General features: G+C 41.1%; 15 protein-coding genes and 2 tRNA genes. 10 read left to right on the plus strand and 7 right to left on the minus strand.

The window, feature by feature from the left end; genetic code table 11:
• The first annotated feature begins 236 nt into the window (after window positions 1-236).
• Both PseudUWO311_RS18935 and PseudUWO311_RS18940 read left to right on the plus strand, forming a co-directional pair.
• Window positions 237-998, plus strand: a complete 762-nt coding sequence (locus tag PseudUWO311_RS18935; protein ID WP_223807638.1) for a HEAT repeat domain-containing protein — start codon at window positions 237-239, stop codon at window positions 996-998.
• A gap of 102 nt (window positions 999-1,100) precedes the next feature.
• Window positions 1,101-1,171: transfer RNA gene (locus PseudUWO311_RS18940), tRNA-Gly, on the plus strand.
• 36 nt (window positions 1,172-1,207) lie between these two features.
• Here the strand turns inward: PseudUWO311_RS18940 and PseudUWO311_RS18945 are convergent.
• Window positions 1,208-1,924, minus strand: coding sequence for a ThiF family adenylyltransferase (locus PseudUWO311_RS18945; protein ID WP_142656788.1), 717 nt, complete (start codon window positions 1,922-1,924; stop codon window positions 1,208-1,210).
• Between the two features lie 202 nt (window positions 1,925-2,126).
• Here PseudUWO311_RS18945 and PseudUWO311_RS18950 point away from each other — a divergent pair, with 202 nt between their 5' ends.
• Complete coding sequence (locus tag PseudUWO311_RS18950) at window positions 2,127-2,510, plus strand: pentapeptide repeat-containing protein (RefSeq protein ID WP_142656789.1); 384 nt, start codon at window positions 2,127-2,129, stop codon at window positions 2,508-2,510.
• Between the two features lie 77 nt (window positions 2,511-2,587).
• Here PseudUWO311_RS18950 and PseudUWO311_RS18955 read toward each other — a convergent pair whose 3' ends face one another.
• Entirely contained in the window at window positions 2,588-3,157 is a 570-nt protein-coding gene (locus PseudUWO311_RS18955; protein ID WP_142656790.1) for a PleD family two-component system response regulator, read from the minus strand.
• 757 nt (window positions 3,158-3,914) lie between these two features.
• On the opposite strand from PseudUWO311_RS18955, the gene ftsE reads away from it, so the two are divergent.
• The 5 genes from ftsE (at window position 3,915) to PseudUWO311_RS18980 (ending at window position 7,034) form a co-directional block, all read left to right on the plus strand.
• Window positions 3,915-4,697 (plus strand): cell division ATP-binding protein FtsE, encoded by a 783-nt coding sequence (gene ftsE / locus PseudUWO311_RS18960; RefSeq protein WP_263402989.1) that lies wholly within the window; start codon window positions 3,915-3,917, stop codon window positions 4,695-4,697.
• 72 nt (window positions 4,698-4,769) lie between these two features.
• A complete protein-coding gene (locus PseudUWO311_RS18965; RefSeq protein ID WP_142656791.1) occupies window positions 4,770-5,687 on the plus strand; it encodes a cell division protein FtsX in 918 nt (305 codons plus the stop codon).
• 72 nt (window positions 5,688-5,759) lie between these two features.
• Window positions 5,760-5,833, plus strand: a tRNA-Arg gene (locus PseudUWO311_RS18970).
• 69 nt (window positions 5,834-5,902) lie between these two features.
• On the plus strand, window positions 5,903-6,331 hold the full coding sequence (locus PseudUWO311_RS18975) for a hypothetical protein (RefSeq protein ID WP_142656792.1): 429 nt from the start codon (window positions 5,903-5,905) through the stop codon (window positions 6,329-6,331).
• A gap of 145 nt (window positions 6,332-6,476) precedes the next feature.
• Entirely contained in the window at window positions 6,477-7,034 is a 558-nt protein-coding gene (locus PseudUWO311_RS18980) for a sterol desaturase (RefSeq protein ID WP_142656793.1), read from the plus strand.
• Window positions 7,035-7,086: 52 nt separating this feature from the next.
• Here PseudUWO311_RS18980 and PseudUWO311_RS18985 read toward each other — a convergent pair whose 3' ends face one another.
• The 3 genes from PseudUWO311_RS18985 to cobA all read right to left on the minus strand — a co-directional run bounded on the left by PseudUWO311_RS18985 (window position 7,087) and on the right by cobA (window position 10,861).
• Window positions 7,087-7,866 carry an ABC transporter permease gene (locus PseudUWO311_RS18985; protein ID WP_142656794.1) on the minus strand — a complete coding sequence of 260 codons (780 nt, stop codon included), beginning with the start codon at window positions 7,864-7,866 and terminating at the stop codon, window positions 7,087-7,089.
• Window positions 7,867-7,946: 80 nt separating this feature from the next.
• Window positions 7,947-9,032 carry a peptidoglycan-binding protein gene (locus PseudUWO311_RS18990; RefSeq protein ID WP_142656795.1) on the minus strand — a complete coding sequence of 362 codons (1,086 nt, stop codon included), beginning with the start codon at window positions 9,030-9,032 and terminating at the stop codon, window positions 7,947-7,949.
• 269 nt (window positions 9,033-9,301) lie between these two features.
• Window positions 9,302-10,861: a uroporphyrinogen-III C-methyltransferase gene (cobA, locus tag PseudUWO311_RS18995; RefSeq protein ID WP_142656796.1), complete on the minus strand. Its 1,560-nt coding sequence runs from the start codon at window positions 10,859-10,861 to the stop codon at window positions 9,302-9,304.
• Between the two features lie 63 nt (window positions 10,862-10,924).
• On the opposite strand from cobA, the gene PseudUWO311_RS19000 reads away from it, so the two are divergent.
• Window positions 10,925-12,226, plus strand: coding sequence for a hypothetical protein (locus PseudUWO311_RS19000; protein WP_142656797.1), 1,302 nt, complete (start codon window positions 10,925-10,927; stop codon window positions 12,224-12,226).
• Between the two features lie 117 nt (window positions 12,227-12,343).
• Window positions 12,344-12,565: a hypothetical protein gene (locus tag PseudUWO311_RS19005; protein ID WP_142656798.1), complete on the plus strand. Its 222-nt coding sequence runs from the start codon at window positions 12,344-12,346 to the stop codon at window positions 12,563-12,565.
• 39 nt (window positions 12,566-12,604) lie between these two features.
• On the opposite strand, the gene mutL is transcribed toward PseudUWO311_RS19005, so the two are convergent.
• Window positions 12,605-14,263: a DNA mismatch repair endonuclease MutL gene (mutL, locus tag PseudUWO311_RS19010; RefSeq protein WP_142656799.1), complete on the minus strand. Its 1,659-nt coding sequence runs from the start codon at window positions 14,261-14,263 to the stop codon at window positions 12,605-12,607.
• 3 nt (window positions 14,264-14,266) lie between these two features.
• Window positions 14,267-15,364, minus strand: a complete 1,098-nt coding sequence (locus PseudUWO311_RS19015) for a helix-turn-helix domain-containing protein (protein ID WP_142656800.1) — start codon at window positions 15,362-15,364, stop codon at window positions 14,267-14,269.
• Window positions 15,365-15,560 lie beyond the last annotated feature (196 nt).

Raw genomic sequence — 15,560 nt, forward strand, 5'->3', positions numbered from 1 at the left:
CGCTGTCACGGTGAAGATACTTTAGGGGTAGCTCTACGGGAAAATAGCTCGATGCCAAGCTTAATTTTAAGAAAGCGAGGAGGAGGGAGATAACATTGTTATCTCCCTCCTCCTCGCTTTTTGCTTTATCTTCTTTGTTGATAAATTCAAATTTTGGGATTGGTTTTACTACAGGACAAACCACTGTAAGATAACAACTACACCTTGGGTTATCCAAACTGTGCTCGATTTATGCTATGACGATCGCCATGACGCTGAATGACGACCTAACTATCTTAGATATTGAAGTAAATCCACTTAGTCCATTGGATTTGCCCGCCGAAGAGGAAATTCCTCTTCCAGATCCTGATGAGATGTTAGCGCTTCTCAATTCAGATATAGTTTTAGAGAGAATGCAAGCTGCGAGAGCATTTTGTGAATTAGAAGATCAAAGAGCAATACCCCGTCTCATCGAATTGCTACAAGATGAGTGCCCTTTAGTGCGTGTTAGTGCTGCTTATGCTCTTGGCCGAAACAAGAGTGATGAGGCGATCGCACCTTTAATCGGGCAACTCAAACAAGATTGGAATGGCTATGTCCGTAAAGGTATCGTTTGGGCGTTAGGAACCTGCCGTGCTACATTAGGTCTACAGTCACTCATTTCTGCTCTTAGGTATGACATCTCGGCAGTGCGCCTATGGGCTGCAAGCGCTCTTGGACAACTAGGTAATCTGCAAGCGATCGAGCCTTTAACTGAAGCTTTAACTAAAGATACGATGTCTGCTGTTCGGGGTAATTGCGCATGGTCGCTCGGAAAGCTAATTGTGCAAATGCGTCGCGATTTTGATACTCAAAGTGAGATTTATCATGATGCTGTTGATGCTCTGATTTACGCTCTTGATGATGATGATCTTAGTGTGCAGACCGATGCTAGAAACGCATTGCGTAAGTTGGGAGAGCCTCGTGGTTTAAAGGTGCTAGATCGGATTGAGATGGATCAGGGCTATTGCGAATTCTAAAAATCGGTTTCATAATGAGAATTGCTGCTATTTTTTTTTAAAGCTTTGACAATGTTTCGATTACTGCTATATTTATTAACTGGACATGCTAATAATCTACTCGCGAATGTAGTTTAGTGGTAAAACCTCTGCCTTCCAAGCAGATGTTGCGGGTTCGATTCCCGCCATTCGCTTAATCCTAAAAAAAGCTGCAAGTAGTGCAGCTTTTTTTAACAGATCAGATCCCGAATTACAATACTGGCTAGATTTAAACCAAATAGGGCTGGTAAATAGGAAATTGTTCCGTAATATGATCGTTTAAAATTGCTGCCGTCGGTTAGTTGCAGCGAATCACGATTTACCAACTCTTCAGAATAAACTGCAATAATATTGGCATTGGCAAAACCTTTGCGGCGTAAGCCTTTACGCACTTTGTAAGCAAATCTGCAACAATCAGTTTCAAAAATCGGTGCAATTCTTACCTTTTGAGGATCGACTCGTCCACCTGCGCCCATACTACTTGCCACTTTTACGCCATTAGTAGCAGCTGCACCGAGGAAATAAAGCTTTGGTTGCAAGCTATCAATGCAATCTAGTACCCAGTTAAACTTAGTTGTTACTAGCTGCATCATTAAGTCTGGGGTAAGAAATTCTTTGATTACCGTTAATTGCATGTCTGGATTAATATCATGCATTCGCGCTGCCATAACATCAGCTTTATGAATATCGACAGTGCTATTTAGTGCCACAATCTGGCGATTTTTGTTAGAAGGATCAACACGATCTCCATCAACAATAGTCATCTGTCCAATCCCAGCACGGCATAGAAACTCGGCGGCGAAGCTACCCACTCCTCCCATACCAACGACCAAAACGTTGGCACATTTGAGTTTGTTTATGGCATCTGCACCAATTAGTAATTCTGTACGTTGTAGCCAATCTGTCATAACAAAAAATAAATTTATAATTTTATCTAGCAGAGGTGATACTTCATACCACATCTACTCTTGTAGCAATTTGCTTTCAAACCCACTACAAATTAAGAACATAAAACCCATTGCGGGGCTTTGCCCTGCGCTACTTCTAGTGGCAAGTTTGATCGAACACTGCTGTAATATGAGAAATAGACTATCTTTTGAGTCTTTAACTATGACATTACCTTCCCATGCTGCGCTAACCAAAGCGGAACTAATTGATCGTTATGCTAAAGGTGATCGCAACTTTGAGCAATCACATTTACATGACAGTGATATGCAAGGTGTGTCTTTACATGGCATTGATCTTAGTGAATCAATCTTGACGCACATTAACTTTAGTGGGGCTGATCTACGTGGGGCTGATTTCGGATGGGCAGATTTGAGTAGTGCTAATCTCGAAAAAGTTGATTTGCGTGGTGCAATTTTGACTAGAGCTGATTTAAGCCACGCTAACCTAAGAGGTGCAAATCTGTTGAAAGCAGATCTTAGTTTAGCCAAATTAGATCATGCAAAACTGAGTGGAACAATCATGCCTGATGGTTCTATGCATCAATAAGTCTGCTCTTATTGACAGAACTTACCAAACAACAGAGTGCAATTTGAAGTGTAGCTCTGTTGTTGGAAATGTGATTCTCACTTTATTTTTTTCTTGATAAAGTCCACTAACTGTTGGAATTGCTTTTGCTGGGAAGCCATTTGTTGTTCTAATAATTTCTGCTTAGCTTCTAGTTCTTCAATACGCTTAACTAGAGATTCATCTGTGCGTTCTGAGCCAATATCTGTTGTTGAGCCAATAGGCATTATTGAACGTTTTGGGCGCTTTTCCGCCAAAAACATCGCTCTTTTGATGGCTGTGATCAGTTCTTTTTGCTCAAAAGGCTTTTCAATAAATACAAAGTACTTATCTTCAAATGGTTCTCCAATTTTACTAGTTACTTCTTCCTTCCGACCAGACATTAAAACTAGAGGGATACGGATCAGCTCTTGACTCTGCTGCAAAGCTTCATAAACCTCAAAGCCACTCATCTTTGGTAATAAGAAATCTAGCATGATCATCCAAGGCTTTTCTTCTTGGATCATCTCCAGACCCTTGATGCCATCTGCTGCCTCTAGCACCTCAAAGTTTGCTGGCGGGAGCATGTCACGCACCATATTACGGATTACGCGACTATCGTCAATTACTAGTATTTTGCGAGCTGCCACTGCTGATAACCCCTCAGTTATTTTGGTGAATAGAGATTTAGCTTGATTAGCTAGTTTTTTGGGAGATTACATGACTACCATTGACAGGATAGTTCAAATTCTAAACGACAATGATAGCAAGCATTTTTTAGTTTAATTAGCCGATTTAATTAGCGGTTTATTAGAGCTTTTATAAGTTAGAAGCTTAGTAAGTAAATAAAAGCTTACTAGTTTTTGTCAGATTTAGCTCTTAAATCCGCAATAATTTAGCATATAGCTATCCCAAAATTAGAGAAGCCCTCCTCTAATTTGATAGTAATTTTCTTCAAAACGGATTTTTGGGCTTTTCGTACCAGAATTGCTTTTATATCTATGGGACAAGCGAATAAATAAAGTCCCATTCCAGATTTTAGAGAATTGGTGGGGCGGCTTCGCCGCCCCACCAATTCTGGTTTTATATTTGGTACTTTATTAAATCGCACAGCCCTATAGTCACTTGTCTCTAGGACAAATCAAAATCCAAAGAATGTGAGGTGGCTAGATGTGCCGCCTCACATTCTTTGGACTAACATACAGCAATTTCTGATCAAACGAACCATAATAAATTCCTTAAAAGTGTTGCCTTGCAACACTTTTAAGGAATTTATTGGTTTGAGGTTAAGCGCAAAGCGCTGTAACTAGAGACTTCATAGAATCTGGGGTTGGCAACAATAGCTGATGTTGATCCCTTGACTTGGTCTGTATAATCTCAAGTACAAAGATCGGGCATGGCTTAACTATGCTCAGATTTTTTAGAATATTCAAGCGATCGCCCATGCTAAAACTGCCAACAAAACCAAACCCAACATCACTCAAATCAAGTACCGTCGATACTTCTGACGAAAATACTACCAAGAGTCAAAAGTCGGTCATCGTTAAATTAGAAAATGTTCGTAAGACCTATGCTAATGGAGCCGTTGGTTTACGTGATGTAAACATTGAGGTTTATAAAGGTGACTTTAAATTTATTACAGGTCACTCGGGATCGGGGAAATCCACATTATTGAAGTTACTGTATGGTGCGGAACAAGCCACGGATGGCGATGTAATTGTGAATGGGTTTAACCTCAATGGATTAAAGGGTAATAATCTGGCGATGTTGCGCCGCAAAATTGGCATTGTATTTCAAGATTACAAACTTGTTCCGCGTCGCACTGTTTCCGAGAATATTGCCTTTGTCTTAATGGCTCAGGGTTATACATACAAAGAAATCCAGCGCCGTGTTCAGCCTGCCCTGAAGATGGTTGGTTTAATGCATAAGGCAGATTGCTTTCCTGAAGAACTTTCTGGAGGAGAGCAACAACGGACAAGTATTGCAAGGGCGATCGTTAATACTCCACCGCTTGTACTTGCAGATGAGCCGACAGGTAATCTTGATCCTGATAATGCTTGGCAAGTAATTAAAATTTTGAAAAAGTTAAATTCTTTTGGGGTGACGGTGCTTTTGACTACTCACGATGAACAGTTGGTCAGAGCAGCTAATCATCCTGTTTTGCATTTGCAAAATGGTTACATCGTCTAGTAGTCTGTCAATCACAATTTGAGTTTTAGTTCTGTGTGTGAGCAACGCCTACACTCCGAACACTTTAAAGTTATGGTACAAAATGTCGTTCGCTTCTTCACTAAAATCGACTATCTGCTACGTGAGACTTTTTTAGGATTGCGGCGTGGCGGCTGGATGAATTGGGCTGCTATTAGCACTGTGGCGGTGTTGTTGTTTTTATTTGGGGCAAGCTTACAAATTTCTTGGCAACTAGAAAATGTACTGGGGCAGCTAGGTAGTCAGTTAGAAATATCGGTCTATTTGGACGAAAATGTCGTTGGTGAGTCGATGCAACCACGTTTACTATTGGTGGATGGTGTTGCTGCTGCTAAGCTAATTCCTAAGGAAGATGCTTGGCAAAACTTGATGAAGGATTTGGGTAAAAATGATCTTAATCAAGCAACGCAACAGCTTGGGGGCAACCCTTTGGTTGATGAGTTTAAGGTGAGAGCTGTGTCTAGCGATCGCGTGCCTGATGTTGCCAAACGTATTTCTGGCTTAAAGGGGATTAATGAGGTTTGGTATACCAATGAGGTTGTGGAGCGGATTGGACAATTACGCCGTGCTTTAAGTAATAGCAGTGTGGCGCTCGTGGCGATTTTTACGGTAATTGCGATCGCTGTGATTACGACGACAATTCGTCTGATCGTGTTGGCAAGGCGGCGCGAAATTGAGGTAATGCAATTAGTGGGTGCAACGGCTGTGTGGATTTATTTTCCGTTTGTCTTGCAAGGTGTATTTTTTGGAGTTACAGGTGCAGGGACTGCGTACTTAATGCTAATGCTAAGTATGAATCTTTTGAGTGATGCGATCGTCAATCAACCTGAATTAATCAAATCGCTAACTTTAGGTTTGACTAATGATTTGCGAGTACAGCTTCTATTACCTGTGGTGTTAGTAAGCTTTGGCTCAGTGATTGGTGTATTGGGTAGCTTATTAGCAGTAAGGCGATTTTCTTTTAATACCTAAAATGCAAAGTAGAGGCAACGCTTAGAGTTGCCTCTACTTTGCGAGAAGCTATGTTATGATTGCATCTTATATGGGTATGTAGCTCAGTTGGATAGAGCATCAGGTTCCGGTCCTGAGGGTCGGGGGTTCGAGTCCCTCCATGCTCGTGATTAAGTAAAAGTTTACCTCGTTTAGCGGGGTAAACTTTTTTAATACATAAACTAAATTTTTGATCTATGGAACGTGGATTATTGTGGTTGCCTTTACTGGTAGTTTTCTTTTGGCTGGCTTGGTCTGGTTGGAATGAGTACCAAAAAATTGAATCCTATAAACGTTGGTCGGAGCAATTTGAGCGCCATAAATATGATATTTATGCTGTGCTAGGTCAAAAAGACGATCGCCTCACATGGGGACGACCAACACGCAAAGATCCCCTAAAGATTCAAACAGTTACTTTTCAAGATATTGCCCGTATTAGATTTCGGATTGACAGCAAGTTTTTTGATGAAAAAGACGCTGAATTCCCCTTAAATGCCAAGAAGATTTCTTTGGAATTAGTCCTGAAAACAGGGGAGATGCCCAGTATTAGATTTACTGATATTGATATTGCGGCAGCTTGGTATCGCTTTTTAAGCGATCGCCTAGCGGCTTCATCACAACCTTAAGTTTTATTAAGTCTATTTAAAGATTAATTTAACGATTTATGGTCGATTCAAGTACATTTATTTAGCTCATATCGATTCTTAACCTCGGTATAAACGTAGCTTTAACTTCATCTCTTAGGCTTGAATCAAGTTGTGAGGGTTTACTTTGGAAGTTATTTTAGAAGTTACTTTAGAGTTTATTAAGGCTATTACAGCAACATTGCTGTTGCTTTTGCTAGGAGACTTCTTTTCAACGTTTTTGTATCATGTTCCAGAACATGTGTTTGGCAAGTTTCATTCCATCGTGCATCATGGCAAAAACCGCAGCTTTCTTCACTATGCGGTTTTGACCAGAAATCCCTTCGTTATGCTAGATGGCATTTTAGGAGCAGTTCCTTACTTTATATTTACACCTTGGTTGTGGCATTTATCGGCTGTTGGTACGATTATTGGTTTGCTATTAGGAGAGTTTCATGTAGTGTGGCGACATGTTTCTATCCTTGAGTGGAAAACGCCAGAACCTTTTAAATCTTGGTGTGATTTATTTTTTATCACTACGCCCGAAAGACATTGGTTGCATCATCAAAACGCCTTTGCAGCTTTTGGAGATATTTTTTCATTCTATGATTATCCTGCTCAAAAATGGCTGATTTTCTTGCGTTTTGTCCGACGTAAATTTAAGCAAGTAAATCAAGTAATTGATAGTAAAACTATTAGTTGCTAAAACAAGATAATTGTGGAGGACGCAATGCACCCTCCACAATTATCTTGTTTTGTTATGGCAATTTTAATTGTTGGGCTGGGGTGAAAAACTGACGGCTAACGAGATTAGTTAATATCAGAGCTGTAATTAAGTTGGCTGTGGTAATCGCAAACAAAATTACTAGTTGATAGCGCACTGCTAATAGTGGTGATACACCGCCCAAAATTTGTCCTGTCATCATTCCAGGTAAGGACACAACTCCAGCCACCATCATCACGTTAATTGTGGGAATCATCGCGGCTCTAATCGCATCAGATTGATAGTTAGCGATCGCCTGTAGTGGTGTTGCGCCCAAACATAAATGGGTCTCGATATCCCGTGATCGCTTTACTAAATCCTGTGAAAATCTCTCGGCAGCGATCGCAGCGCCATTCATTGAATTCCCTAAGATCATTCCTGCGAGGGGAATTAAATATTGTGGTGAGTACCAAGTATCAGGCTGTACTACTAAAAATGTGGTGTAAGCGAGAATTGCGAGCGTGCCAACGATTACCGAGATCCACATGATCGGTAGGACATAGGGGACTTTTTCGCGCACGCGATTTTTGGCTTCACGGGCTGCCATGATGCTCATCAAGAAAATGATGAATAGGATTACGACGGGCTGTTTGATTTCAAATACAGCATCTAGCAAAAATCCCACCACGATTAATTGAATAATGCTGCGAAAGGTGGCGATTAATAAATTCTTGGCGATCGCAAGTTTTTGCCAGACCGACAAACTAATAGCGATTGCCACCATACCGAGGGCGATCGCCATTTTGGGGATATCTAGATCAATAACAGCATTCATAAATTAATCATAATAAAAGCGCTTGGCGTTTTTATTATCCATAGAATTCAGTAGCCATACTAAGCATGGCTACTGATTTTCTAAGATTGCAATGCGGCTAGTGTTTCTGAAGTCAGAACTCCATCGACGGGTAATCCATACAATTCTTGAGCTTTTTTAATAGCGGCGGTAGTCTTTGAGCCTTGAATGCCATCGATCTCCCCATCGTACAAGCCTAGATTACTCAAAAGGGTTTGCCCTTTTTTAATGGAGTTATCGGCAACATTGCTTGTGCTTTCTTGACTAGCAGCTTCTTTATAACTAATTGGTACAACATTACTACCTGCTTCCAGAGCAGACATGGTTAGAGATCCTGCCACCCCATCTGTAACTAAGCCATAGGTTTTTTGAGCCAGAATAATTGCCTCTTGGGTCATTGGTCCATTAATACCATCGATCGCACCACCATAAAAGCCGCGATCGCTTAGCAATTGCTGCAAGTTTTTGATTGAGTCTGATTTAGTACTAGCAACGTTGCTCTTGGGGACATAATTGCTGCCAGCCTCTAGCGCAGCAATCGTTAGAGAGCCTGCAACTCCATCAGCAACTAAGCCGTAGGTTTTTTGAGCGAGAAGAATTGCCTCTTGGGTCATTGGTCCACTGATCCCATCGATCGCACCGCCATAAAAACCGCGATCGCTTAGTAACTGTTGCAAATTTTTGATTGAGTCTGATTTGTTGTCGCTATTAGCGACGCTAACAGGTGGGGCTTTGACAGGCGCAGCCTCGACAGAGACATTAGCTTCGTAGGTGTCTGCTTCTAAAGCGGCGATGGTTTGCGCTCCGAGCTCGCCATCAGCATTTAATTTGTAAAACGTTTGCGCGGCAATAATTGCTTCTGTAGTAGCCGCACCTTTAACACCATCGATCGCACCTGGGTTAAAGCCCCGTCTAGATAATAGTTGTTGAATGCTTGCTACTTCTGGTGTGTAGGCAAAAGCTGCAATCGGCATAGCATTGATGGCGATCGCACTTGCCGCTAGCCCAACACACAAAACTGATTTAGCATGACGGGAAGACTGGGCGATCGAGTCAAGCAATTGACAATCTAAAGTTTGATCAATCGATTCGCCTTGTTGTAGGCGTTCACAAAGCACTTCACTGTGGAGATAAGCAACAAGTTCCATACAATTCAGCCTCAATAAAAAATGCCATTAAGCTCATCAATTGGCTCTTTTACATTCGTAAAAAAAAATCTGATTTCGAGGGTTTTCTGTAATTTATCCCTTGGGATATGCAAGGCATAAATTACAGTTTCCAAAGAGCCTATTTATTCTTATTGTATGTAAAAAAACAAGTAAATGTCAGGAATTGTGTGTTTTTGTAATTTGGTGACACAATCAACCCACAAAATAGAGTTGCGGGCGCGAAGCGCCCGCAACTCTATTTTGTGGGTTTAAAAACTTTTGCCGATCGCCTCAGCAAGCCCCTCTAAGGTATATTCCAGAGCCTCACAATCAACGCGCCCTAATAACTCGTAGCAAGTCTTAGAAGTTTGTGGCCCAATTGAAGCGATTTTGACCTCGGCAATCCAAGATCGCCAAGTTTCTTGAGATTCGACGAGATCAAGTAGTTGACAAAAATGCTTTACGGTTTTGGAGCTAGCAAAGGTGATCGCATCAAGTTTCTGATTTTGAATAGCTTCTAGCGCGACAGGATCGATCACCTCTGGACATCCCGACTCATAAGCCGCGATTGCGTCAACTATTGCCCCATGCTGCTGTAACTGCTCCACCAAAATCTCACGCCCTCCCGACTCCACTCGCGGAAACAACATTTTTTTGTCAGTTAAAACATGATCGGGAATTTCAAGAAAGGCATCCACTAAAGCATCGGCAACAAAATCCGTTGGTACTAAATCTGGAGAAACTCCATAATTTGCTAAAACTTCTGCTGTCTTGCGCCCGACTACGGCAATTTTTAGTGAATGCAAAGTGCGGCTATCTTTGTTAGCCTCTCGCAAGCGCCCAAAAAAGCTCTCAACGGCATTTGCTGAGGTCAAAATTAGCCAATCGTATTTAGTAAGATTGGCGATCGCCTGATCGAGCATTTCCCAACTAGTCGGTGGCAAAATTGCCAAAGTTGGCATCTCGATTACTTTTGCACCTTGACTAGTCAATAAGTCTGTAAATTGGCTTGCTTGACCTGCCGCCCTTGTCACTAAAATCGTTTTGCCTTGCAACGCTAATTTTTCCTTTTCGAGATCTACGCTTTGCTCAAAATTTTCCAATGATTGATTGCCTTGACGCGACAATTGCTCATGAAACTTTACGACTTCCCCAATAATAATCACCGATGGTGATAGTGAGCCTTCAGGTAATTTCGATTGAATATTGTTTAGAGTTCCTGTCCATACTTGTTGATCGGCTCTTCCACACCAACGCACGATCGCGATTTTTGTATCCCCAGATTTTCCCGCTTGTAATTTCTCTAACAAGCTTGCCAGATTATTTGTCCCCATCAAAATTACCAATGTCGGAATTTGGGCGATCGCTTCCCAAGGCAATCGCTCCAAATCATGTCCTGTCATTACCGCAAAACAAGAACTTGCTTCCACTTCCGTAAGCGGTATCCCAGCCAACATGGGAGCCGCGATCGCACTGGAGATTCCTGCAACAACTTCCCATTCACAATTTGCTGCTTGTAGGGCAAGTATCTCAGGTAGCGATCGCCCAAATATCCAAGGATCACCACTCTTGAGTCTCACCACGCGCTTACCTTGCAAGCAATATTCCACCAACATTTGATTGATTTCGGCTTGCTTGATGCTCTGCTGTCCACCCCGTTTACCAGCAATGATGCGATCGCATTTCTCTGGAGCCAGATCTAATAAAGTGCGATCGACCAGCGCATCACTAATAATTACCTCGGCAATGCTAATCAAATCCCTAGCAAGAACTGTCAAGAAATCTATACTTCCTATGCCAGCACCAACAATAAAAACTTTACCTTTCATATTTGACAAATAATTACGTCATTTAAGCTGTATAAAATATAAAAAATCGATTTCTTAAACAATATGACAGATACAGTATCTGAAATTCCTCAAGATCAGCCAGCTATGGAAAGGGGCTTATTAGACTTATCCGTAGCCCTTTCAACTCGTAATATTACGGCTGGAAAACAATTTGCAATTTTTGTCTTAGTCAAAAATCCTTTCGATAAGCCAGTTTGGGTACGTCAAGTTCATGTAAGCCTACCTAGTGAGCTTAAGCTAGCGGGAACTGAAGACATTAAGCGGCAGAAAAGAAATGAGAAAACCGAAGACATTAAGCGGCAGAAAAGAAATGAGAAAGATGATAATAAAAATAATTTCCAAGGAGAACAAGATGAACAAATAGTTAGGCTTGAAACTAAACTTGAGGTTTTGAATTTAGAATTTGGCAAAATATTAGATAATATTAACAACAAAGAATCGTTAGATGTGCATACCAAAAAATTTTTGAATTCCGTTGAGACGAAAGTACAGCAAATACAGCTTGAGTTAAAAAATTTAACTAGTGGGAGACAAGCCAATATTCATATTGGAGATGGTTCTTCTATAGGCGATCTCAAAGTTAATTCTAATCAACTTGGCGATCAGGCTAATATTCATATTGGAGATGGTTCTTCTATAGGCGATCTCAAAGTTAATTCTAATCAACCAAATATGAATATTGGTGATGGAGTATCAATTGGGTCTGTCGAAATTTATGACCCTAATTCATTCTCAAATCTGAATGTCCAAGGAGGTAAAGTAGATTTAGAAAGTTCTCTGCCCAACAATGTGGCTTTGCAACCTGGCAGTACTGTAGTTTATACAGCAATTCTATATGTTGAGAGATCTTTAGTCTTTACTCCATCTCAGTACCGCTTGCAATTTAATGTAAACTATAGTTTCCATCGTAAGCTAAAACCTATATCCAACGAACAAAATGAGACGGGAGAGGAAGGGATTTTTACAAATACTGTTGCCTATGAATTATCAATCAGACCATCAGTTTCTTCGGTTATTGTTGGAGCAGGAATAGGTGGATTTACAGGAGCAGTCGCTCGTTTGTTACAAATTACTCCAACAGAGAAATGGCAAATCTTTTCAAGTACAGACTTTGTTACTTTCTTGATTACCATTGTTGTTACGGTAATATTAAGTGGGATTGCAGTTGTCTTTATGGTAAGGAAGTCGGACGCACAATCGTTTGTTTCTGTAGAAGACTTTTGGGGAGGTTTATTGATTGGCTTTCTTGTTGGATATACTGGAACCTCCTTCTTTGAACAATTGACGGGTGTAACCAATCCGACACTTAATGTCCCAAGTCCAAAAATTTCTCCAAAACCTTGATGAATTTTAGCTGTTAGAGGACATTTATGAAAGATAATGCACCTTAGTAATTCAAATTTTAAATTATTTCTAAATATTATTTGAATACCATCGAAGCGGTTTAATTAAAATAGAGCCATGAATAAAATTACTATTGAAGTTAGCCGAGAAGTTGCAGAAGCATATCAGTCTGCATCTTTGCAAGAGCGCCAGAAAATTCAAACCATAGTTAGTCTCTTACTTCACAAACCAGTAGATAGAGATGTGGATTTGCTGCGAGAACTCATGGATGAAATTAGTGACAGAGCTAAAGAAAGAGGATTAACTCCAGAAATTTTGGAATCTATTTTTGCACAATAAATCAAGACTAAAAATGTAGAGAGGGGGCTTATCAAATCTTTACTTTGAGATGATCCAATTGCGGCGGAAAAATCTTGCTAGATCTGACTCATCGATCGCAAGACAAATAGGGCGACCATGTGGACAGGTATGAGGATTACGGGTTTGCTGCCATTGCCAGAGCAGATCGCGAATTGTAGACATTTCTAACTTTGTACCATTGCGAATTGCACTACGACAGGCAGCTGTTGCCCTTGCCATAGTTGGATCATCCAGCTGACTCATTTCTTGCAAAATCACTGCACAATCTTCATGGCCAATTAAAATTTCAGGAATCGATCGCACAGCCCATAGGTTATTACCAAAAGCTTCAATTTCTATACCTAGTGCTTGTAAACGGTCAATTGCATCGTCAGAAAGTTGCTTCAATAAAATCGGTTGCTCAATAGCTACGATTTGCCATTGAGTTTCGATTTGCTCAAAGAGAACGCGCTCATGGGCAACATGCTGCTCTACTAGCCATAAACCACCTGCGTGCTCCGCTAAAATGTAAGTATCGAGAACCTGTGCGATCGCCTTTAACGATGAATTTGGCTGATTGAAGTTTTCATGCTTAGCAGGAATTAGATAAGAAGTTTTGCGCTCGGCAGTTTTTAGTAGATCATTAGTAGCGCTCATGTAATTAATTTGAGAATTTGTTTCAGGAACTTTGAGAGATTCCGTAATGCAATCTTTTAACTGAGTTTGGATATCTCCTAAATTTTGAATATATGCCTCAGCCTTGGCGGGATGACGATTCCAGTCAATGCGATCGCAGGGCAAGTTTAAATTAACAATACAAACAGGAAAACGATTGCGAGGTAAGGTTCGCTCTAAACTAGAGAGAATAGTTTGCTCTAATTCAGGAAAGTTAATTACCCGCTCATTGAGAATAATTTTTATCCAATCAGGACGACGACGAGATAGGCGATCGGGCAGTCCAAGGGTGATTGAGATATTGCTCCCATCTCCTGCGGGAGAGGGGCTAAGGGAGAGAGCAAATTCTCTAAACACCAAATCATAGGGCTGAATTGAACTAATAATTTGTGGCAAAATCTCACTAGCATTCTCTCCTGCCCAAATTGTCATCCATTCTCGGTTGTCGAGATTTACCTGCCAGTTAATTTGAGGATTTGCGATCGCCATTTGCTGAATCTGTAATTGCACCTTGCGAGCTTGCTGCGAATTACTAGGCAACGATTGTAAACGATTGGGATAACGCGAAAATAGATTGCGAACTGTGACGATTGTCCCCGATGCGATCGCGACTACTTTTGGGCTGGTCTGCAAATTACCATGCTCATCATAATTCGCCTGATATCCCACTGGTTCTAGGACTGGGCGACTGCAAATATTCAAATCTGCAAGTTGGGCAAGACTATAGAGAGCTTCACCGCGAAAGCCTAAACTGTTTATCTGTTGAAGATCTTCAGCATTATTGATTTTACTAGTTGTATGCGGAGTTGCAGCTTGGGATAAATCAGCGATCGCCATGCCACAGCCATTGTCACTCACTTGTACTGAGAGGGAATCTGTCCATATTGAAATTACGATTCGCGTTGCTTTCGCATCGATCGCATTTTCTGCAAGTTCTCTTATAACAGCCGCTAAGGAATCAATCACTTCACCTGCGGCGATTAGATGGACAACTTCTATAGGTAGCGTGTGGATGTTTTGCATTGCTTACCCTAAGCGCTGCTTCAGCCAAAATTGTAAGGTTGGCAGTGCAATCCGATATCCATATTTTGCACCATAGACTAGTCCCTTTTGTTCCAAACTATCCAATGCTCCTTGAAGGCTGCCACCTTTAGAAAGTTGATGTTTTTGAATATATTCACGACTATGGGGGCTAACTGTGGGATCGATCGCGAGGCTTTCTAGTACTCTTACTTGAGTTGGCGGTAAGAGCATGATTAAAGACTCAAAGGTAGGAGCTAGATCTTCGATGAGCGCTAACATATTCTCATGGACATGATGCGGTTGAATTAGAAACTCAGATTGAGAATTTATTTGAGTGAGATAATCAAGCCAAATGCGTCTAGTTAAAGCGATCGCATCGCTCATATTGCCTTGAATATATTCTGTAAATAATTGCAATGCATTAGTTTGCGGATCAAACTTTAGATCCTTTTCTTGCATGGTTGGTTCGAGCCATTCGCAAAGTTCACTATTGCTCAGAGGAGGAAGTTCGACCACATGCAGACTTAGCTTATGCATCCAAGGTTCGGGAACTGTGGCGATCAAGATATAACTTACCCGACTTTGCAGTTGAATTTCGCGCCGTAAATATTCTTCCCATTCACCTTTGCGATCCCATGAGCGAATATGGGGGAAATTATGCAACACGATCGCTACCCGACAATCGAGCCATTCCGCCATCTGTTGTGGCAAACTTAGTAAATTCTCAAATAAATTCCAAATCCCCGAGGAAGATAGTTTCCAAACCATCCGAGGTTTAGATTGTTCGGCCAGATCAAAATTAATGGGCTGCTCCTTGAGTAGACCTTGTAATTTAAGCAATTCTTCGGGAAGATCAAAAGTATTTAGTAAACTTTCGGCTAACAGCTTTAAAAAGCGATCGCCATCGGTTGCTCGTAAACAATCCAACGTAATGATTCTTGCACCAGCTTTTTGGGCAGCCCATTTGACTAAAGTTCTACGCCCACTTCCTGCTACCCCTGCGATCAGCAAATCACCATCATCTAACAAAATTTGACTAATCTGCTCTAATTCTGTTTGTCTGCCCACCAATCGCTGGGGCAAAAATGGATTGTTAATCATCTCGCAATTGTATCGCAATTCGCTATCACTGCAATTCTCTCGATATGACTTGTCCCAATCCCTGAAAGTGTGACTACATTCTTTGGGATTAAAACCCCAACCCAGAAAAGGTTTTGAATTCTCAAAATAGCACCGCCATTTTGAGAATTGGTATTAATTATGTGGTTTACATTGCCGACAGTGATTCAAACCACAT

The sequence above is a fragment of the Pseudanabaena sp. UWO311 genome, from assembly GCF_006937785.1.
Classification (GTDB): domain Bacteria; phylum Cyanobacteriota; class Cyanobacteriia; order Pseudanabaenales; family Pseudanabaenaceae; genus Pseudanabaena.